Genomic DNA, 21,140 nt, shown 5'->3' with positions numbered 1-21,140 from the left:
TCTCATCCTCATCCAGCTCGGGTTTGTTTGTCTGGATTTGAGCGGGCCATAACAACACTGCACGCCATTCACCAGTTTGATCACGAAATTGCTACGCTAGCCCCGACGCTACCGGACTACTTTCTGTTTGAAAACTTACCCGGTGCCGGCGAGCATTTGGTAACACGACTGCTCGTTGCCTTCGGGGAGGACCGCGAACGTTTCAAGCGCGCTGATGAGTTGCAGCAATATGCGGGCATCGCCCCGGTCACCGAGCGAAGTGGCAAGAAGAGTTGGGTTCATTGGCGATGGCAATGCCCAACCTTCTTGCGCCAGACCTTTGTTGAATGGGCAGCACAGACCATCAACAAATCGTTCTGGGCCGGTGCCTACTATCGGCAGCAGCGCAAAAAAGGAAACTCCTATCAAGCGGCAGTGCGTGCGTTGGCCTTCAAGTGGATTCGAATTCTGTATCGGTACTGGAAAACCCGGACACCCTACGATGAAAGCAAGTATCTAAACGCTTTGAAAAAGCGGGGGTCACCCCTTCTGAAAAGCCTCATGCCAGATGCAAATAACTCTTGACGGACTACCTCAGGGCGTGATGCAGACGATCAGGGTTTTGAAAAGCAGTCATTCGCAGGGAACGATGAAAACGCGAAAGCAGCCGCTTGTTATGCTTTTATTATATTTTCGCCTGACCGTCCGCTTCGCAACATAAAGCTGACGGTCGCTGACCAAACTTGGCTGGCAAGTACCGCCAAAAGGCGTCATTCAGGAAACGAAAACTTGCACTTCCGAACTCTGACCCCTGCTAAAAGCGGCCGTACGAAGGTTTGCTGTGCAGTCTGGTTCCCCTGAACCAGATTCGCCAAGCCCTGTTACGCAGGCCCTTGTCAATGCCCAACATGCGCAGTCAGTTTCTCGACCAAATGTTGCAGATTGCCCAGCGAGTGGAGATGCGCGTAGATCAAGCTCAACTCGCCGGAACTGAAAAAGGCATGGATTTTTTCCTTGTCGAGCACCTGTAGCCGGTTCTGATCGACCACGTAGAAACCGGACAATCGGCAGTCGGAGCCATCGCCCAGCCGGGCTTGGGCGTTCGACTCCACCAGAAGGTTACAATCAGCCAGACGCTTGCAGAATGCCTGGGTACGAAGCGCCTCGTCTTGATATCCCTGAAGTAGTGCCATCACGTTCTTGAGCACCGGGCTGAGTCCGTTCTCGTCAAACAGGAGGTCGCCTTCCGTCTCACTCAGACACTCCGCATTTTCATCGAAACAGATGAGCATCTGACCGTCGCCTGCCTCTGCCGGCACAAACGGGTAACGGCGAATGAATGCCGGCAAGTAACGCCCAGCCCACCGGCCATCGGCCTTGACGAACAGGTTTTCCGCTTCGCGCAGCCCGAGTAGCGCAACGGGAAGAAAGGATTCATCGGCCCCCTTGACGAAGAGGATGGGGAGTTCCCTGGCTGCATCGATAAACTCGCCAACGACCAGCGGTACCGAATTGGTCTTCGCTGAGAATGCGAAGTTTTTTATCGGCTTAAGTCTCAATTTCCCGTGGTTTTCCTTATTCAGGGACGCCACTTTTTGGTAAAAGATCAGATCAGTCATAGCAATTCCAGTTGTTATTGGTCAGCGATTCAAAGCCAGTACAAACCTCAGTCAAAAATCATCACAATTTCAACCATCCCATCTTCCATATGTACTTTGACGTTATCGCAAGCGCGCTTGGCCAGAGCGATCATCTTGGTATTCTCGGCCAGAATCTCGGCCACGAACCCACGCACGCCCTTCTTCTTGGCGAATTCCATCATGCGTTTTTGCAAAGCGCCGCCAAGACCGGTAGCTTGCCATTCCGGGGCGATCATATAAGCGACTTCAGCCAGGTTCGTGGACGGGTTGAGAAAATAGCAGCAGGAGCCGGCAATCTGCTCGTTATCGCGCATGCCGGTCACGGCGACAAAGGCGACCTCGGTATCGAAATTAACGTTGCACAGCCGTTGTGCCTCATTGAACGAGAGTGCGTTAACCCGCCGAAAAAAACGGGTGTAAACATCATCCTTGCTCAACTGGTAGAAGATTTCCTTCATCCCCATCGCATCGCTGGAACGGGCCGGACGGATCAACACCTGGCGGTCGCCCTTGAGGCTGACCGTACGCTCTTCTTCAATCAGGTAAGGGCGCAGAGTATCCAGTTTCTGCTCAGGCAGGGCGTAGCCCAGTTTCTTGGCCTCCTCGAGAAGTTGGGCACGGAATTTCGGATGGGCGATTTCAATCAGCGCAATCGCCCGTTCGCGCACCGATTTCGCGAACAGGTACGCGATACCGTATTCGGTGACGACGTAGTGGACGTCCGAGCGCGCAATCGTGACCCCTTCCCCGACCGGTAGCAGCGGCCGGATGCAGGACTCCGAATCATCGGCGGTGGTCGAGCGCAGGCAGACGATCGGTTTGCCATTTTCAGCCAGCGAGGCGCCACGCAGAAATTCTGGCTGGGTTGAAACTCCACCGTAGAACTGCCCGCCAAACTGGTCGGTGCATACCTGCCCGGTGAGGTCGATAGAAAAGGCCTGGGTCAGCGACACCATTTTCGTGTTCTGACGGATGATCCCGGCGTCGGCCACTTGTTCGATGGGCAGGAACTTGAACAACGGATTGTTGTTCACCACATCATAAAGACGCTTTGAACCGATGCAGTAACTGGTGACGATACGATGCGGGTGCAGGCTTTTTCGGGCGCCCGTGACGACCCCGGCGTCAATCAGCCCAAGAATCGCATCGGTGATTACATCGGAATGCACGCCGAGGTCTTTACGATTGGTCAGGTATTTCAGCGCCTCGTTGGGAATGCGGCCGAGGCCGACCTGGAGCGTGGAGCCATCCTCGATGATCTCGGCGACATAGCGGGCAATCTGCTGAGCGAGTTCATCGAGGGGTTCGTGCAAAAATTCGGCTACCGGCGAATCGACCGGCACCAGTTTGTCAAACTTGGAAATATGAATGAAACTCTCGCCCAAGGTGCGGGGCATGTTTGGATTAACTTCAGCGATGACCCGTTTGGCGTAGCGTACGGCGGTGGCCACCATGTCCACCGAAACACCCAGGCTCACATAGCCGAATTCGTCGGGAGGTGAAACCTGAACAAGTGCGACATCCGCCCGGATTCGCCCGGAAACGATCAGGGCAGGCACCTGCAACAAGGAAACCGGGACATATTCCGCCAGCCCGCGGTTGACCAGTTCCCGCATCTCCGTGCCAACAAAGAAAGTTCGATGGCGATATTTCGTGGTCGGTTTTCCATCGACTACCGGCAACATGTTGGTGGTCAGGAAGTGGAACAGTTCGACATCGTCCGGTGCCGGGTTTCTAGCTTCCAGTGCGTTAGTCAGTGTCGTTGGCGTAGCGCAGGCCGTACCAACAAAAACACGCTGCCCGCTCTTGATTGACTGGACCGCCTGCTCGGCAGTGCACACTTTATCCAGCCAGCGCTCCAGCCGGTGCGCTTCCGTAACGCTCATACAAGCCCTTTCTTGTTGTTATCGATTCAGATCGCGTAGCGACCGAACAATCTGGTCAAAACCATGTTGTGAATTCTGTACTACCTGAAAGAGTAGTTTTGACTCTTCAAGAAGGGTCTCCAACCGATCAATTCCTTTGGCAATGTCGCTCTCGGCATGGGCCGAAATCTTCCCGTGCCCCGGGTAGAGGTGGTCCACCTTGAAGGACGCCAGGCGCTTGAGGGAATAAACGTAGTCGCTGATATTGCCAGACTGCAACACGCCGCCGACCATGCCTTCAGCCATGACCACGTCGCCAGTAAATAGCAAGCGGTGATTGGGCTCGTAAAAGCAGACGGCGCCCGAGCAATGTCCCGGCGTATGAATGACATGGAGTTCGTAATTGCCGAGATTGATCGAAACCCCCTCGGAAAGAAAAATATCGAGGTGAAATTCGTCGGTAACCGACCCGAATGCCTTATTCATCATCGCAAATTCATCGCGCATGGTGAGCTTGTTGGCCGCCAAGCGGTGCGCTGCCAGCAAGGCGTGTCGGCCAAAAAATGGTGCGCAGCCGGCATGGTCGATATGCTCATGGGTGAGCAGAACCAGATCAATGTCTTCCGGCGACAACTCGATTTCGGACAAACAAGCGACAACGTGGTCGCAGGCATCGGGCAGGCAGCTATCGATCAGCACGTTCTTGTGCAACCCGCGAATCAGGTAGGCATGAGCGGATCGATTGCGTCCAAATATCTGGTAAATATTTGGGTAAATCTCGACAATGGTTTTTTTCTTGCCGGGTTCTGTTGGACTATCCATTCGTGCGCTCCTGTTTAAACGGCGGCTTCGGTCAATGGCTTGGCGGCCAGACGGCGAGCCATAATGCGCATGACGCTGAGCCCAAAGGCCGGTTGCTGACTGACCAGATAGACAAATCGGGCCTCGTCGATACGGACGACACTGGCCCCTGAAGCACCGGCAATCGCACCGGCCGAGCGGACACCGCTATCCACCAGCGCCATTTCGCCGAACATTTCGCCTTTAGTCAGCGTGGCTACGGGCAAAGGGCCTGAAGCACCTTGTTTTACGATCTCTATCGTGCCGGAGAGAACAACGAACATCTCCTCCCCCGCGACACCTTCTTCAAATACCGCTTCACCGGAGGCAAAGTCCTGGATGAATTTTTCCGCAAAGCGCATGCAAAACTCCTTGGGTATACGTGATCAGAAATAGCCGACGATGCTTGCTTCCATCATTTCGTGCCGTTGTTGGTGAGCGTGCCGCCGGGCTGGACATAAAGCGTCCTGCCGCTGACGCCGGAAACGATGGCGCCATTGTTGATCAGGTTGTAGCCGCTGCCTTCGATGTAGCCGTTGCTGCTTCCGATCCGGGTGGTGATTCCCGCCCCCAGCGTCAGTGTGCTGCCCGCGTAGCCGTAGCCGGTGATCCGGGCGGAATAGCCATAGATGGTATTAAACAGGATCGTGCCGTTGCCGCCGATCGTCTGCGTGTCGTTCCAGTACAGGTAGGAAGACCCTGTCGTCGTGCCGTCGCCCAGGTTGAGCGTGCTGCCGTTGAGTGTCAGGCCATTGCGCACGGTCAGGCTGTTGCTGGCCTTGACCAAGAAGTCGCTGTTCAGGGTGACGCCGTCGAGCGTGCCGCCCGTCGCTGTGTATTTTGAAGTGCTGCCGGCCGCGACCGCCAGCGCCCCGCCGACGAGAGTGCCGCCGCTGGCGATGTCGAAACTGCCCATGCTGTCGTTCAGCGTCAGCGTGCCGCCGCTGTTGTCGAGCGTGCCGATCAGGCGCGTCGTTCCGCCGGTGTGCTGAAGCGTGCTGATCGCCCCGCGGCTGAAGCTGCCACCCAGATTGAGCGTGCTGTCAGCGGTGGCTTGCAGGTTGCCGCTGCTCGTCCAGGTGATCGGTGCCAGCGTCAGCGTGCTGCCGCCGTCTGCCTGAACGCTGCCGGTATTCACCCAACTGCCCGAGGCGATCGTCAGCGTGCCGCCCGCCGTCGCTTTGATCGTGCCGTTGTTGGTGAGCGTGCCGCCGGGCTGAACGTAAAGCGTCTTGCCGCTGACGCCGGAAACGATGGCGCCATTGTTGATCAGGTTGTAGCCGCTGCCTTCGATGTAGCCGTTGCCGCTTCCGATCCGGGTGGTGATCTGCGCCCCCAGCGTCAGCGTGCTGCCCGCGTAGCCGTTGCCGGTGATCCGGGCGGAATAGCCATTGTTGGTATTGAACAGGATCGTGCCGTTGCCGCCGATCGTCTGCGTGCCGTTCCAGTTCAGGTAGGAATACCCGGTCGCCGTGCCGTCGCCCAGGTAAAGCGTGCTGCCGTTGAGCGTCAGGCCATTGCGCACGGTCAGGCTGCTGGCCTTGACCCAGAGGTCGCTATTCAGGGTGACGCCGTCGAGCGTGCCGCCCGTCGCGGTGTATTTCGCGCCGCTACCATTGGCGATAGTGAGTGTGGCGTTGCCGATCGTGCTGCCCGAGTTGATATTGGTCGCCGTACCGATGGTCATCGCGCCACCGTTGAGGAAAACGGCCTTGTTGATGTTGTTGGCACTGCCCCCGTTGAGCACCAGATTCAGCCGGTTGCTGGTCGAGTAGATGGCCGCGTTAAGGGTGATGCCAGTGAGCGCGTTGAAGGTCAGCGTGGCGTCAGAACCGGCGGTCTTGGCGATGGCACTGGCGACGGTAACACTCCCGTCGGACGTGGTGATAACGGTATCGGTCCCGAGATCGAGGGCAGCCTTGATGGTGGCTGCATACGCAGAATCGATGTTGATGTTGGTCGGGTCGATCAGCCACTGGCCGTTCTTGCCCCGCGAACCGGAGGCGTCGATTCTGGCACCGGCAAACTCGATGTCCTTGCCCGAGGTCTCGATCAGGCCGCCGTTGCCTCCATTGACGCCGCCCTTGGCCGAGAGCGTTCCTTGAACGGTGGTCATGCCTTCCGACCAGGCAATGATTACACCGCCGTCTCCCTTGTCGAGCGCTTCGGAACGTAGCCGGGCGTTGGCGCCGATGGTGACGGTTCTCGCCGAGGGCAGGCTGCGTGCCGGCAGCGCCGGGTTGCTGCTGCCGCCCAGGCCGCCGGTTCCGTCGCCATTGGCGGGTGAAGGATTCGCCGCGGGAGTTTCGGTCACGCTCGGGGATGCGGCGAAGGGGTTGCTCAGGCTGAGGCTGGCCCGCTGCACTGCGGTGTTCTGGCTCCAGTCGGCGGGTATCGGGTTTTTGCCGCCCTGGTAGTCGCCGCCAATCAGAATGGCGCCGCCTCCGGTACTGCCGGAGGCATCGACGATAGCATCGGCGGTGATGGTTGGGGCGAGGATTTCGAAGCGCCCACCTTTTCCGGTTTCCGGCGCGAGCGGGTTGGCTCTTTGTTCGGCCAGCGTGGCCAGGCCTCTGGCTTCGACCACGCCCAGCACGTTGGCGGTGCCTTGTTCGGCTTGAATGAGGATGTCGCCGCCTTGGGCACCATTGGCTTGCAGGGTGCCGGTGTTCTCGACTTCGTATTTGGCGCGCAGGCTGATCTTGCCGTTTTGTCCGACAACGGCAGTGGTGGCCTCGATGGTGCCGCTATTTTTGACGATGCCGCCGTAGAGGCTGATTTCCTTGCCGATCAATGTGCCAAGGTTGATGGCCTGTTGTTCGCTGTTGGTGATCTCGACCTGGATCGACGGCTTGTCCGGGTCGGCGATGGTGACGCTCTTGCCGGCGGCAAGCAGGATCTGCCCTTCGGGGGTGTGGATCAGGCCGGAGTTTTCGATCTGCGGTGCAATCAGGATGACCTGACCGCCGCTGGCGGTTTTGATCGTGCCTTCGTTCTTGATGCCGCCGGCACCGGGGGTATCGGTGAATCTGAGCTTGCCGGCCAGGTAGTCGGCATCCTTGAGTTGCAAAGTGGAAACCAGCAGGCCGGCGACGTCGACCTGCGCGCCTTTGCCAAAGGCGACGCCGTTGGGGTTGATCAGGATGACACGGCCGTTGGATTGCAGGCTGCCGAGGATCTTGCTCGGGTCGCCGCCGGTAACGCGGTTAAGCACCTGGCTGCTGGCGCTTTGCTGGATGAAGCGCGTGAGTTCGCCACGGTCGATGTTGAAACTCTGCCAGTTGATGATGGCGCTTGGGGTGTTGGTGACCGTGAGAGTTTTGCCGCTTTGCTGGAAGACGGCCGAGCCGGAAGCAACAACGGGATTGACCGGGTTGGCTACGGAAGTACCAGCGAACGTAGCGGCCAGAGCAGCAGCAATCACCTTGGTCTTGAAGGCGCAAAGGCGAGTCATTTTTATCCCCGTTGTTATTTTCTTGGGGCCCCGTAACCGCTACTGATCAAGACTTCCAAGTAGCGGGCGATTATGGCATGAATAACCTCTTATGTTTGATGGTAATTACCGTAAAAAGGGTATAAAAAAATCATGATGATATTACTTGGGCAATAGGGAAAAGAAAAAATACAAAGTGCCTGAGAAGTTTCACGATCTTGCGAAACGCTAGACGGATGCGCCTTGTACAAGAGCAAAACGTTGCTCGGCTCCTGCTACGGCTTCAATTTCGGGACCGGCCCCCGGACTCCTGTCGAAAGATGCGGCAAGAAAATTTTAGCAAACTGCTCTTGCGTCAAATTCGTCGCAATCCTTGGCCTACAGAGAGCCCAGACAAATTCAAGCTCGTTTCGACAACCTGCTATCAGTTGGTGGCCTGCGTTCGCCTGCACGCTATCGACATCGAGCCTATCCAGGTGGCGGGAGGACAGGAGGCCATGGTCCAGAATGTGCACGCTATCGGTCCGCTGGTGCGGGTCGAACTGGCCCATGCCTTCGCGCGGATCGAGGTGGATCTGACACGCGAGCCGCCATCGTGCTGAATCTCGCCAAGGGGCAGCAGGTGTGTGGCTCAAGTGGCGCCAGGTCAAGGTCTTTGCTGCACACGGCACTGACCTGGAAAAAGATGAGGTTCGGGAATCTGATTGGCTGTCTTTTGTCGATACCGGCCTGTGATGCACTGAATACGGTCGTCTTGGAAGGGCGTGCCGTTTCCCCGGTGGCTGACAACCAGCGATCTGTTATCATGATCCACAGGGGTAAAGGAGTCCTTGGTCAGCTGCGAAACTGGAAAACTCCTATTCACTGAGCATTGGCATCTAAAGGCAATCAATCAAAAACGGTGTGAACAAACGCGGATTGGCGGGTGATGTGTCGGGTGGCGTGACGGCCGCACTGGCCGCCGTGCCGGTCGAACTGGTGTACGGGCTGTTCGCGGTTGCTCCGCTGGGCGCGGCTTACGCCAATCATGGCCTGCGTGCCGCGTTTTTAGGCTGCATTCTCGGTGGGGTGCTGGGTCTGTTGCTGCGCACTACCGGGGGCATGCTTACCGGCTCGCGTTCGGCGCCGGGGCTGATTCTTGGCACGCTGGCGGCGGCGTTGCTGCAGCAGGTCGAGGTGCAATCGTCAGCCGATCCGGTCGGCATGATTTTCGTACTGTTGCTTCTGTGTACTGCGCTGGCCGGCGTGTTTCAACTGCTCTTCGGAATGGCGCGGGTCGGCAGTGCGCTGAAGTTCGTCCCCTACCCGGTACTCGCCGGCCTGGTTTGCGGCGTGGCCTTGTTGATGGTGCTCTTCGCCCTGCGCCCGGCGCTGGGCATCGCCTTCGGCACGCCCTGGCGCGATGCGCTGAGCGTCTGGCATCCGCTCAGCATCATAGTGGCTGGCGTGACCCTGGCGTTGTGTTTCTTTGCTCAACGCTCGATCAAACGCGTTCCCGGCACCGTCGTGGCACTGTTGGCCGGCACACTGCTGCATCACGCGCTGGCCCTGGTTGCCGGGGCGGACAGGCTGGGCGGAACGTCGGGGAGTGTCGACGGCCTCTGGCCGCAATTTTCCGTCTGGCAGGTGGCGCTCGATCAAGGGGCCGGCAATCTGCTGGCCTGGTTGCCAACGCTGGCGCCTTACGCGCTGGCCATCGCGGCATTTTCCTCGCTTGAAGCGCTGCTGTGCCTGGCCGCCATCGAGTCGAGAAGCTTCGAGCGGACCGATGGCGACCGGGAGTTGCGCACGCAGGGTCTGGTCAATCTGGTGTCGGGTGTGCTGGGCGCTACGCCGAGCATCGGCCAGCTATCGCGCGTCATGGTCAATCTTTCTTCTGGCGGCCACAGCGCCTTCTCGGGCGTGGCTTATTCGGCGGCACTGGTGCTGATCGTGGTCTTTGCCGGGAACTGGATGGGGCTGGTGCCGAGCGCGGTGACGGCGGCAATCCTGATTTTCTACGCCATCACCATGGTCGACGACGGCACCCGTCGCCTGATCGTTCAGTTGCTGACGCAGCACGGGCAACTGACGCGTGCCCAGTATCACCTGTTGCTCGAGAACTTCGGCGTGACCGCCCTGGTGGCCTTGGTGGCGGTGGCCGGCGACATGATGAAGGCCGTGGGGATTGGCGTGGCGGCCGCAGTCTTCCTTTTTGTCCGTTCCAGCATCAAGCCGGTGATCCGCCGCGTGTTCAATGCACAACACCATCGATCACTCAAGGTGCGCGCGCTCGAAGACATGCAACTGCTCGAACGCGAGGGCGAGAAAATCAGCGTGATCGAAGTCGAGGGTTCGCTATTCTTCGGCACAGCGGACCGCGTGGCGCGCGAGATTGAAAAGGTGGCGGAGTACGCCACTTCGTTGATCCTCGATCTGAAGCGTGTCAGCGACGTCGATCCGACGGGCGCCCGAACGCTGTTGCAGGTAGCGCGCAAGATGAAGGCGCGACAGCGGGTCTTGTTGCTGTCGGGGGCCAATCGGCGGGTCGAGCGCTTTCTGCGGGCCATGGGCCTTGAGACGGTCGTCCAACCCGAGGATTGGCATGACGATCTGGATACCGCGCTGGAGAAGCTCGAAGATGCTCTGCTGGCCAGGAATGGCGTAAAAACCTGTGGCGCTGTTGTTGATCTGGCGCAAACGGGTCTGGCCGCCGGCCTGAGCGAAGCACAGAGCCAGGCGCTTGAAGGTTACCTGACGAAGCGGATGTTTGAGTCGGCGGGGATGGTTTTCCGCAATGGCGATGAGGGTGCAAGCCTCTTCGTGGCGACCGGCAGCGTGGTCGATATTTTCCTGCCGTTGCAGCACGGCAGGCAGAAGCGGGTGGCCAGTTTCGCCCCCGGCGTGGTGTTCGGCGAAATGGCCTTGCTGGAGGGCAAACCCCGCTCGGCCGATGCCGTGGTGCAGGGGCCGAGCACGGTCTGGGAACTGACGCGCGACAGCCTGGCCGAGATCGAAATCAGGCACCCTGAAATCGCCCGCCGCATCCTGCTCAATATCAGCTGCAGCCTGGCTGAGCGCCTGCGCATGACTACCGTTGAGTTGCGCCTTGCGGTAGAAGGGTAATGGGGTGTTACGGCGCGATCAAAATTGAGCATCATGCGCAAGTTACACCGACCCGCCATTTTCATGCGATTTTCAGGGTGACTCGGGGTTTGAAGAGGCTTTAGTCTGCTCAGGCAATAACGCGCATGATGCTCAATCTGACTTGCGCAAACAACACTCCTGCACTGCCTTGCGGCCGCTCCGGATGAGATTTTTCCAGTCTGTTTCTGGCCGGGTGGAGCCAGCCAGCGGCCTCGCACTTTGAACGGCGGGTTGGCCCTGAAAGCCACCCATCAAACCCTTGCATTTTCATGGCTGTGAATGATGGCGATGCATTCCGGACCGTGAAGTGAAGAAATTGAGCACCAACTCGCCAATGTCGGCTTTCGGGTGAGGGTACCCGGCCAACGGCGGCTTTGGAGAAAAAACGCCACCGTCCGCTGATGGCCGATTGCGGCGAGCCAAGCATCTATTCCCGAGACGGTTCCGGCAATTATTTCCCGATCCGGTGCAGTCAACCCAGAAAACTCTGTTTAACCTGGAAAACTCAGTTGGATGTTATGCCAATGTCGCAAGCCCTCATCCCCGGCCCTTCTCCCGGCTCTGCATTTCCTTCGGTCACAGGGAGAAGGGTGTAAACCCCCTCTCCCCGCGGGAGAGGGTTGGGGTGAGGGCTAAACACGCGTCAGATCTGGCTTTGCGGTCAGTTTGTCGCGGTCAACTGAGGTTTTTAGGTTTAACCACGGCGGCAGCGCGAAGCCTCCCTGCAGAGGGACGGCGAAAACAGCGTAAAAATAATGGCTTGCAATTTTTTCATGATTCACCCTTTGGGTGAGCCATTAAATCCTGAAAAACTGAGCACCCCAAGAGTATTTGCTTCGCAGCAGCTTTTCGCCGTGTCCGCCGTCCCTCTGCAGGGAGGCTTCGCGCTGTCGCCGTGGTTTGAACTGCGGTTTTTAGGGTCAATCCTCCGGCGATCCGATCAACGGCACGAAGGCCACCGGCAGAAGGCTCTTTTCTTCAATCATTCCTTTTTCATCTTTTCTTATCAGCAGCAACTCCTGCCCGAACATTCGCTCGCCCACCGGAATGACGAGCGTGCCGCCAGGCTTCAATTGCTCTATCAATGCAGAAGGAATCCCGGTCGGTGCCGCAGTAACCACGATAGCGTCGTAAGGGGCGTGCTCCGGCCAGCCAAAATGGCCGTTACCCGAACGTACTTCAATATTTTCATAGCCCAGGCTCTGCAGGCGTTCACGCGCGGCTTCGGCCAGTTCATCAATAATTTCCAGCGAATAAACCTGCTGCACCAGTTCGGCCAGGATGGCCGTCTGGTAGCCCGAACCGGTGCCGATTTCCAGAACCACGTCGTCGGCCTGCGGCTGGATCAGGTCGGTCATCAAGGCAACAATGTAAGGTTGCGAGATTGTTTGCCCGTAGCCGATCGGCAAAGGGTCGTTCAGATAGGCACAATCCTGAACCTTCTTCGGTACAAAGGCGTGACGCGGCACCTTGCGCAAGGCGGCCAGAACCTGCTCATCAAGTGCCTGAAGACCCGTGAAGTCGCGAGTCAGCCGCATTTCCTTCTGGATATCATCCAGCAAGTGATTCAGGCGCGGATCACAGGTGCTTTTCATCGAGTGCCTTCCTGCCAGGTCGAGAGATATTTTTCCTGCGCCGCCAGGGTGCAGTTCTCGCGCGCCAGACAGACCACGGTGAGCGCCTGATAGGCAAACCTTCAAGCGGGCGCTGAAGACTGAACGACCTCTGCAAACTCCTCAGAGGCTGTGAATAAATGCCTAAACACCCACCGCAGAGGCGCAAAGGTGACCGAAGGAAATGCAGAGCCGCAAAGGTTTCGCAGAGAAAACCTTTAAAAACAATGGGGTTCCTCTGCGTTTCCTCTGCGCCTTTGCGCCTCTGCGGTGGATTCTTGATATTTTCACAACCTCTCAGCACCGGCATTTCACGCCAGGCCCATTCGATGCATTCCCGTCCTGCTGGTGCCAGACCAGGGTTCAGGATTTCACTGGCAAGATCGCTCATTTTGTGCCCGCCTCCTGCAGGCCTCGACTACTCGAAAAATGGGGGTTTTCGAATGTTTTCGCAGCAAGCAATACGATATATCCATGCTCTATCTAATATCAAATTGCTTCTGAATGCCCGTATTTGAAGCATTCAATCCAAAAAACACTTGAAAGCAGTTAGATCGAATACCCATTTGCTGGTATTCCACCCCCTGACTGTCTGATTAGACTGTTCATGTGCAAATTCTTCAGCAATGCAACGTCATGCGTCAGGGCCCCTGACTTCCCGGAGTAGATGATGTCCAGATCACCGTTCGGAATATCCGCAATATCCGCATCGGCCGTGGCTTGGCTCTTTGCCGTCAGCCTGGTTATGGCTGCCGATCAGGATAGCCCCGGGCAACCCGTCCTGACGCAGCGTAGCGGGGGCAGCCAAAGCGGCTTCCTGTTGGCCGACAATACTGTTTCTGCCGACACCAGGCAGGGGAGCGCGACCGCCATCCCTTATGTGAGTGGCGGCATCGGCGATGACGATCCTTTAGCGAACATGACGAAAGACTACAATTTGCACCTGATCTTCGCGACGCAAGGCAGTGGTGAATATCTGGCCGATATCAAAGTTGTCATCGAGGATTCCAGAGGCAATAAAGTGCTTGCGGTCGAATCGCCGGGGCCGGTCTTCTACGCAAAGCTTCCCGCGGGAAATTATCGAATCAGCGCCGATTATCAGGGAAAGTCATTGCACAAATCGGTCGCCGTCAAGGCCGGACGACTGAGTGATTTGTACTTTCATTGGCCAAGCGAAGATGTCTCCGGGAAAAACGGGAGGATATGAACATGCTGGACAGTTTGAGGGAAACAGGAAAGAACATCGGACACGAGATCGGCCGCGCGTGGGATGTGGTATCGGATGGCTGGCGTGAACTCTTTAACCGCAGCAGCAACGCGCTGACCCATTTTGTCCACGCCAGGGACGAGAACCCCCCGGCCGGCTCCATTCTTGCCCCTTACCCTCGCTGGAGCCTGCTGGCAGGTGAAGTCGAGGAAACAGACAAGGAAATTGTGGTCCGGCTCGAAGTTCCCGGCATGGAGAAGAAGGATTGCGAGGTCAGGATTGAGGGCAACAGGCTTTTCCTGAGTGGCAGGAAACACTTCGAGCGGACAAGCGTCGACAGTAATTTTCATATCATGGAACGAGCCTACGGTTCATTCCAGCGCGTCATCCCCTTGCCGAAAAATGTGCTTGAGGAAAAAGCGGAGGCGACTTACCTGAACGGGGTGCTGACCGTCCGTTTGCCAAAGATGGAGCCGGAACTATCCAGATCGATTCCTGTCTCCTGAGGTCTCCTGATGATTCTCAGCATCAGCAAGGTGCCGGAGGGCATTGAACTGGTGCCTATAGCACTGAAAGGTCCGATGACTGTTACGAAAGGAGCCCTTTGCAGATCATTTTTCACTGGCCAGCGTATTGCGCCCAGACCCTAAGCACTCCTGATATAGCCACCCATGCGACAGAACCGTGAAAGCCCCCTCGTGCGCCAATTGCAATTGGAAGATGAACTACGCTCTACAAGAGCAGATCTGCAGAATACGATCGAGCGCCTTGAATCATCCAACAGGAACTTGAAGGCCTCCAATGAACAGGTCGTTTCGATCAATGAAGAACTGCAAACAACCAATGAGGAGTTGAATACTTCTCAAGAGGAGTTGCGTTCCCTGAACGAGGAACTGACAACGGTCAATCACCAGCTCCAACAGAAGGTGGATGAACTTGAATCGTCGCATGCTGACCTTAGAAATCTGCTCGCAAGTAGCGAAATCGCCACGATCTGCCTTGAGCGCGACTATCGCATCAAATGGTTCACACCCGGTGCAAGCGGGATTTGCAATATGGTGAATGCCGACATCGGACGCGATATCCGCATTTTTTCAGCCGATAATCTGGGCGCCGGTCTGATTGAGGATACCGACAGCGTTCTCAAGACACTGGCGCCGAAACAGCGCGAACTCATTCTGTTCAATAAATCATGGTATCTGCGGCGCATTCTGCCCTACCACACAGACAGTGATCACCTCAGCGGTGTCGTCATCACTTACACCGATATCAGCGAGGCAAAAATGGCCGCTGAAACAGCAGTCACGGCACAGCATGCGTTGGCAAGTTCGCTGGAGGCCCGCGTTAGAGAACGTACGACCCAACTCAGGAAGCTGACGGCTGAACTGGCGCTTACCGAGGAACGGGAGCGGCGCGTACTGGCGCAGGACCTGCACGATGGGCTTGGGCAAATTCTGGCTATCCTGAAGATAAAACTGACCTCGATAAAGGATAGTGAGCGTCGCGGAGCACTCAAGGGGGCTCTCAGGGAAATCGAAGAACTGATAGACCAGTCCAACCAGTCGGTGCGCACGCTGATGCTGCAACTTGTTACTCCCGTGCTGCAGGCACTTGGCCTGATTCCTGCCCTGGAGTGGCTGGCCGAGGAAATGGAGCGTGTCTATGGCCTGACCGTTCATATCGAAAGTGATGGCGAGAAAATAACACTGGACGAACCGGCCAATACCACGATTTTCCGCGCCGTTCGGGAACTCCTGATCAACGTTTCAAAGCATGCCGGGTGCAACGTTGCCCACATCGGTTGCTTTCGCGACGCCGATCACATCACGATTTCAGTGACCGATGAAGGTAATGGTTTTTCCCATGACGCGGCCACGCCGCCCCGTTCGGGGGACTTCGGCTTTGGCTTGTTCAGCATCAAGGATCGTATCGAGTTTATCGGTGGCGACATGAATATCGACACAGCGCCTGGCTGTGGCACGACCGTCACCATCGTCTTTCCGGCGGAGCATCCGGAACATACACTTCAGGGGGCAGAATGAGCATTCGGGTCATGCTGGTAGACGATCACAAGATTCTCCGTGATGCGCTGAAAACGGTCCTTGAACGCGAGGATGACATCACCTTTGTCGGCGAAGCGAGCAACGGTGTCGAAGCACTCAAATCCATCAATGAAACGCAACCTGACGTCGTCGTCATGGATATCGGCATGCCCGAGATGGGCGGTATCCAGACCGCTATCGAGATGCAGGCCATGTCTCCCGAGATCAAGATACTGGCCCTTTCGACTTTTTTCGATCGCCGTATAGTCCTGCAGATGCTGGGGGCTGGTGCCAGTGGCTATATTGTCAAGTCAGCAGGCAGTGAGGAGCTTTTGCGTGGCATCCGTGCAGTTTTCGCCGGCCGAACCTATCTTTGTCCTGATGTGTCGCAGATCGTTGTGGAAAGCGTGCGCGGGACCAAACCTTCCGAAAAGGTGAACGGTGATCGACTCGGACGCCGCGAGAACGAAGTCCTGAAATTACTGGCAGAGGGCCTTACATCGCCTGATATTGGTGCGCGCCTGCATATCGCCACCAGCACGGTTGAAGTCCATCGGCGCAACATCATGCGCAAGCTTGATCTGCACAGCATTGCCGAACTTACAAAGTACGCTATCCGTAAAGGCCTTACCGAAGTCGACCCGATCCTCAACTGATTTCGGCCGGAGTGACGGAAAGATCGGCACTTCTTGAGCAGTGGGGGACGACACAACAGGAGGAGGTATGAACGAGCATCCGTTGATCAGGCTTCCCGCTTACGAGGTTCTCTCTCGACTCGCCCGTGATGATCCTCAAGCGTTCGAGTCATTGCGCAACGAGTTGATTGAAAACAATATAAAACGCGCGCCAGAACGAATCCAGGCTCGCCTGCGCGGACTCCAGTTTCGCGTGGATGGCATCCGTCGGCTATCGCGCTCTCCATTGGGCGCATCCCTGAAAATCCAGACGTTGATGTGGGAGAGTTTTCTTCAGATGAATGAGGCGTTGCAGGGCTTTGTCCGGCCACCCAAAATGCCCCCGCACTTGGCTGAGGCAACGATTGAAACGAAAATTCGCCAACCCCTGAACGCCCGCATCATCGAGTTCAGCCCCGGCCGCCCTCCGGCCAACTGAAAGCGGTCGAGACCTTGCATCAAACTAAAAACCTAAGCCTGTCCACGAAAATCACGAAAGACACGAACAAAATCAACAGCTTGATGTGTTTTCTCTATTCACCCTTTGGGTGGCGATCTTCAGCTCATTATCTCCTTGATTCTTTTCGTGCTTTTGGTGTTTTTCGTGGACGAACTGCTTTTTCTAGGATCAACCATCACTTACGCACGCTTTTCTCTGAAGGCTTCTTGTCGATTTCTGAATAGTGCGCAGACGACTGCTCCTGGGCTTCTTTCAACTCTTCGAGAGTCAGCAGGCGAGTAATGGCTTCGCGTTCGCGAACGGCATCCATATTGCGTGCTGCCGACGCCCGGTTGAACCAGACATAAGCCCGCACCAGGTCTTTCTCGGCACCTACGCCATCACGGTACAAACGCCCCAGTTCAAGCATCCCCTCGGGGTTTCCGCCTGCCGCCGCCGTCTGTATCCATTTGGAAGACTGGCCAAAGTTCTGCAAAATACCCACTCCGCTCCTGAACATACGGCCAAGAACGACCATCGCTTCGGTGTTTCCATTCTCGGCGGCCAACTGCAACCAGCGCAGCGCTTCTGCAGAAGCCTCGGCGCTATGGGCCGTATCCTGCATGAGTGACAGGCCGAGCCTGAACTGGGCACCGGCATCACCGGCCTCCGCGGCTTTCCTGACCTCCGGATCAAGTGCCGCCGACGCTGTCGGCGTGTCCAGCCCCGATTGAAATTCCGCTCTTGTCAGCCAGAAGGTTAGGGCAACAGCCAGTCCGATGAAACAAAGGGCCACGGGTAAAGAGACGACCAGAGCCTTGCCGAATCCAGTGTTTTTTTGCGCAAGGAATCGACAAGAGCAATCGAGACAGCGATACGGAGAACTTTCTTGATGCTTCCGCTTTTCCTCCAGCGAAAGCCATCTGGAGTCACGGCATCGGGAGCCTTGGCAGCGTGGGCAATTTATTCTGGTGTGGAAAAACATCAAACCCTCTTCACCTTAACGTTGGAGTCAATTCAAGCTCGTACCCGCTTGATACGAAGCTTTGTTTCCAAAAAGGTTGCACTTTATATAGCGTAACGACTCCGGAAACAATTTTTTCATATTATTTTTTTCAGAATACCGCCATCGCGGAGTGGTGAATAAACCATACCACTAGCCCTGAAGACCTCGTGAATAGGCGATCTTCAAGCTGCATGCCTGAAGGATGGCGTATTCATTCGCTCTCTGACCATGTAGCTCATGGAACGCCTGAATACGAGGCTTCCATCGATGATGGTTATTCCGTACTGCGCTGGATGACGAAAATCAACGACTGCGCCGACGCTTCTCCGTTTTCTTCTCGCAGACGGCTTCGACCGTGCCGTCGGGGTTTTGCCTCTCAAGGCGGACGTTGAAGCCCCACAGGTTGGCCAGATGTCCGACGACCGCGTCGGAGTATTCATGCAGGGTGCGCCGCTGGTAAGCGAAGTGGCGAAGGGTCAGCGAGCGGTCGCCGTGCAGGTCGACGTTCCACACCTGGATATTCGGTTCGCGGCGGCCCAGATCGTATTGCTCGGAGAGTTGGCGGCGCAACGTGCTGTAGCCGAGATCGTCGTGGATGGCCTGGATCTGCAGCTTGCTGCGCTGGTCGTCGTCAAGTACCGAAAACAGGCGGAAATCGCGCATCAGTTTCGGCGAAAGATATTGCGCGATGAAGCTTTCGTCCTTGAAGTTCTGCATGGCGAAATTGAACGTTTCGCGCCAGTTTGATCCGGCGATGTCCGGGAACCACTCGCGATCCTCGTCGGTCGGCTGCTCGCAGATTCGGCGCAGATCGCGCCACATGGCAAAGCCGAGGGCGTAGGGATTGATCCCCGAGTAATACGGGCTGTTGTACGGCGGTTGATAGACGACGTTGGTGTGCGACTGCAGGAACTCGAACATGAAGCCGTCGGACAGCTCGCCCTGGTCGTAGAGCGTATTGAGCAGCGTGTAATGCCAGAAACAGGCCCAGCCTTCGTTCATCACCTGCGTCTGACGCTGCGGATAGAAATACTGGCCGATCTTGCGCACGATGCGCACCACTTCGCGCTGCCACGGTTCGAGTTGCGGTGCGTTCTTTTCGACGAAGTAGAGCAGGTTCTCTTCGGGCTCCTCGGGGAAGCGCACTTCCTCGCTGGCTTTCTCGGTTTCCAGACGCTTCGGCAGGGTACGCCACAGGTCGTTAACCTGCGCCTGCAGGTACTCCTCGCGCTCCTTCTGGCGAAGTTTTTCCTTTTCCAGCGATAGCTTTGGCGAGCGCTTGTAGCGGTCAACGCCAACGTTGAGCAGAGCGTGGCAGGCGTCGAGCAGATGCTCCACGGTATCGGTGCCGTGCTGTTCCTCGCATTCGGCGATGTAGTTGCGGGCGAATACCAGGTAGTCGATGATGGCGTCGGCGCTGGTCCACTGCTTGAACAGGTGGTTGCCCTTGAAAAAGGAGTTGTGCCCGTAGGCGGCGTGGGCGATGACCAGCGCCTGCATGGGCAGCGTGTTCTCGTCCATCAGGTAAGCAATGCAGGGATCGGAGTTGATCACGATCTCGTAGGCCAGCCCCATCTGGCCGCGCTTGTAACTGTTCTGGGTGGCCAGGAAATGCTTGCCGAAGGACCAGTGCTGGTAATAGACCGGCATGCCGATCGAAGCATAGGCGTCCATCATCTGTTCGGCGCTGATCACTTCCAGCAGATGCGGATAACAGTCCAGCCCGTAGGCCTGGGCAACGCGACCAATCGCCTCGTCGTATTGGGCGAGGGCCTCGAAACTCCACTCGGAGCCAATCGGCAGCGGGGTAACAATGGCCTGACTCATGGTGACTCCTGATAGTTAGTCAGCTTGACTTACCAGACATCCCGTCATTCCGGGCTTGACCCGGAATCCAGTGATGCACCTCTGGATTCCGGGTCAAGCCCGGAATGACGGATTTTATTCATCGCCATTTTTCAACGTAATGACTCTCAGGCGCGCCGCTTGAACAACTCGCGGAAAACCGGATAAATGTCGGTCACATTGGCGATGCGCTGCATGGCAAAGTGGTCGCCGTGGGTGGCCTGCAGCTTTTCATATTCCTCCCACAGATTCTGCGGCGGGCCTTCGGTGATCTCGATGTAGGCGAAGTACTGGCAAAGTACCAGCAGGGAATTTTCGAGCAATTCCCGGCAGCGTGACGAGTCATCGTACCAATTGTCACCGTCGGAAGCCTGCGCGCCGTAGATGTTCCACAGGCTGCTCGGATAACGCGTGCGGATGATGTCGTTCATCAGCACCAATGCGCTTGAAACGACCGTACCGCCGGATTCTCTGGAGGTGAAAAAATCGTCCTCGTCAACCTCGGAAGCGATTGTGTGGTGACGGATGAAGACGACTTCGATGTGCTCGTAGTTACGCTTCAGGAACAGGTAGAGCAGCATGAAGAAACGCTTGGCGATGCTTTTCCGCCCTTCGTCCATCGATCCGGAAACGTCGAGCAGGCAAAACATCACCGCCTGGGTAGTCGGTTGCGGCTCGCGGATGCGGTTGTTGTAGCGCAAGTCAAAGGGGTCGATAAACGGCAGCGCTTCGATTTTCACGCGCAGCTTGGCAATCTCGCGGCGTACGCGGTCGATCTCGGGGTCGTCGTCGGCGAGTGTCTGGCGCAGGGTCTCAAGCTCTTCTTCAAGGGCGCGCATTTCCCCCGCATAGGGGCCGCCTATGGCGATCCGCCGGCCCGCCGCACCGCGCATGGTGCGGCCGAGGTTGATATTGGCCGGAACACCGCTCTGCGTATAACCGGCGCGCACGCGGCGATACTGCTCGATGCGCGCCAACTGACGCTTGACCAGGTTAGGCAGTGCCAACTCGTCGAAAAAGATGTCGAGAAACTCCTCGCGCGTCAGCGTGAACACGAAGTCGTCGAGCCCCTCGCCATCCTTGCTCGCCTGGCCACCTCCCTGACCATCAGCACCGCCGAGCGGACGATCAACCTGATCGCCACTACTGAAACGATCATTGCCCGGATTGACGGCCTCCCGCACTCCGCCCCGTCCATGAATGAACTGCGGCTCGGCGATATCCTTGCCTGAAATGCCGATCTTCTCGCCGTTATCAAGATCGCGCACGCCGCGATGGTTAATGGCGTCGGATACCGCCTTGCGGATCTGCCCCTTGAAACGCCGGATGAAGCGGCTGCGATTGACCGAGCTTTTGTTCTTGCTGTCGAACCGCCGATCGACGATGCGCGCGGTCATTGGGTTCTCCCTTGGCAAACCGCTCTCGACATAG

General features: G+C 57.0%; 17 protein-coding genes. 8 read left to right on the top strand and 9 right to left on the bottom strand.

The annotated features are described in order from the left end of the window. A partial coding sequence (locus ACOYNV_RS12500) for a transposase (protein WP_422900113.1) occupies nucleotides 1-564 on the top strand: 564 nt, incomplete at its 5' end. Nucleotides 565-875: 311 nt separating this feature from the next. On the opposite strand, the gene ACOYNV_RS12495 is transcribed toward ACOYNV_RS12500, so the two are convergent. Genes ACOYNV_RS12495 through ACOYNV_RS12475 form a run of 5 tightly spaced genes read right to left on the bottom strand, consistent with a single transcriptional unit; the run spans nucleotide 876 to nucleotide 7,778 of the window. After that, complete coding sequence (locus ACOYNV_RS12495) at nucleotides 876-1,598, bottom strand: SapC family protein (protein ID WP_422900112.1); 723 nt, start codon at nucleotides 1,596-1,598, stop codon at nucleotides 876-878. A gap of 47 nt (nucleotides 1,599-1,645) precedes the next feature. Further along, nucleotides 1,646-3,505: a GNAT family N-acetyltransferase gene (locus ACOYNV_RS12490; RefSeq protein ID WP_422900111.1), complete on the bottom strand. Its 1,860-nt coding sequence runs from the start codon at nucleotides 3,503-3,505 to the stop codon at nucleotides 1,646-1,648. 18 nt (nucleotides 3,506-3,523) lie between these two features. Further along, nucleotides 3,524-4,306, bottom strand: coding sequence for an MBL fold metallo-hydrolase (locus tag ACOYNV_RS12485; RefSeq protein ID WP_422900110.1), 783 nt, complete (start codon nucleotides 4,304-4,306; stop codon nucleotides 3,524-3,526). Between the two features lie 14 nt (nucleotides 4,307-4,320). Continuing rightward, nucleotides 4,321-4,686, bottom strand: coding sequence for a cyclic nucleotide-binding domain-containing protein (locus ACOYNV_RS12480; RefSeq protein ID WP_422900109.1), 366 nt, complete (start codon nucleotides 4,684-4,686; stop codon nucleotides 4,321-4,323). A gap of 53 nt (nucleotides 4,687-4,739) precedes the next feature. Further along, complete coding sequence (locus ACOYNV_RS12475) at nucleotides 4,740-7,778, bottom strand: filamentous hemagglutinin N-terminal domain-containing protein (protein ID WP_422900108.1); 3,039 nt, start codon at nucleotides 7,776-7,778, stop codon at nucleotides 4,740-4,742. 329 nt (nucleotides 7,779-8,107) lie between these two features. On the opposite strand from ACOYNV_RS12475, the gene ACOYNV_RS12470 reads away from it, so the two are divergent. Both ACOYNV_RS12470 and ACOYNV_RS12465 read left to right on the top strand, forming a co-directional pair. Beyond that, on the top strand, nucleotides 8,108-8,359 hold the full coding sequence (locus ACOYNV_RS12470) for a TOBE-like domain-containing protein (RefSeq protein WP_422900107.1): 252 nt from the start codon (nucleotides 8,108-8,110) through the stop codon (nucleotides 8,357-8,359). 301 nt (nucleotides 8,360-8,660) lie between these two features. Further along, nucleotides 8,661-10,862, top strand: coding sequence for a SulP family inorganic anion transporter (locus ACOYNV_RS12465; RefSeq protein ID WP_422900106.1), 2,202 nt, complete (start codon nucleotides 8,661-8,663; stop codon nucleotides 10,860-10,862). Nucleotides 10,863-11,803: 941 nt separating this feature from the next. Here ACOYNV_RS12465 and ACOYNV_RS12460 read toward each other — a convergent pair. Then, nucleotides 11,804-12,421, bottom strand: coding sequence for a protein-L-isoaspartate(D-aspartate) O-methyltransferase (locus tag ACOYNV_RS12460; RefSeq protein ID WP_422900114.1), 618 nt, complete (start codon nucleotides 12,419-12,421; stop codon nucleotides 11,804-11,806). Between the two features lie 820 nt (nucleotides 12,422-13,241). On the opposite strand from ACOYNV_RS12460, the gene ACOYNV_RS12455 reads away from it, so the two are divergent. From ACOYNV_RS12455 to ACOYNV_RS12435, 5 genes are all read left to right on the top strand, one after another. After that, nucleotides 13,242-13,703, top strand: a complete 462-nt coding sequence (locus ACOYNV_RS12455) for a hypothetical protein (RefSeq protein WP_422900105.1) — start codon at nucleotides 13,242-13,244, stop codon at nucleotides 13,701-13,703. A gap of 2 nt (nucleotides 13,704-13,705) precedes the next feature. After that, on the top strand, nucleotides 13,706-14,209 hold the full coding sequence (locus ACOYNV_RS12450; RefSeq protein WP_422900104.1) for an Hsp20/alpha crystallin family protein: 504 nt from the start codon (nucleotides 13,706-13,708) through the stop codon (nucleotides 14,207-14,209). 282 nt (nucleotides 14,210-14,491) lie between these two features. Next, nucleotides 14,492-15,745: a PAS domain-containing protein gene (locus ACOYNV_RS12445; protein WP_422900103.1), complete on the top strand. Its 1,254-nt coding sequence runs from the start codon at nucleotides 14,492-14,494 to the stop codon at nucleotides 15,743-15,745. After that, a complete protein-coding gene (locus tag ACOYNV_RS12440; protein WP_422900102.1) occupies nucleotides 15,742-16,401 on the top strand; it encodes a response regulator in 660 nt (219 codons plus the stop codon). Before ACOYNV_RS12445 ends, ACOYNV_RS12440 begins: the two co-directional genes overlap by 4 nt. A 67-nt stretch (nucleotides 16,402-16,468) precedes the next feature. Next, the gene (locus tag ACOYNV_RS12435; protein WP_422900101.1) at nucleotides 16,469-16,858 is read left to right on the top strand and encodes a DUF3135 domain-containing protein; all 390 of its coding nucleotides are present in this window, start codon (nucleotides 16,469-16,471) and stop codon (nucleotides 16,856-16,858) included. A gap of 196 nt (nucleotides 16,859-17,054) precedes the next feature. Here the strand turns inward: ACOYNV_RS12435 and ACOYNV_RS12430 are convergent, their stop codons facing one another. From ACOYNV_RS12430 to ACOYNV_RS12420, 3 genes are all read right to left on the bottom strand, one after another. Further along, nucleotides 17,055-17,654, bottom strand: coding sequence for a tetratricopeptide repeat protein (locus ACOYNV_RS12430; RefSeq protein ID WP_422900100.1), 600 nt, complete (start codon nucleotides 17,652-17,654; stop codon nucleotides 17,055-17,057). A gap of 513 nt (nucleotides 17,655-18,167) precedes the next feature. After that, nucleotides 18,168-19,691, bottom strand: a complete 1,524-nt coding sequence (locus tag ACOYNV_RS12425) for a SpoVR family protein (protein ID WP_422900099.1) — start codon at nucleotides 19,689-19,691, stop codon at nucleotides 18,168-18,170. Between the two features lie 146 nt (nucleotides 19,692-19,837). After that, entirely contained in the window at nucleotides 19,838-21,106 is a 1,269-nt protein-coding gene (locus tag ACOYNV_RS12420; RefSeq protein ID WP_422900098.1) for a YeaH/YhbH family protein, read from the bottom strand. Nucleotides 21,107-21,140: the final 34 nt, after the last annotated feature.

The organism is Propionivibrio sp. (genome assembly GCF_049316945.1).
Taxonomy (GTDB): Bacteria; Pseudomonadota; Gammaproteobacteria; order Burkholderiales; family Rhodocyclaceae; genus Propionivibrio.
Note: the sequence above shows the minus strand (reverse complement) of the source record. Positions and strands in the feature narration are given on the sequence as shown.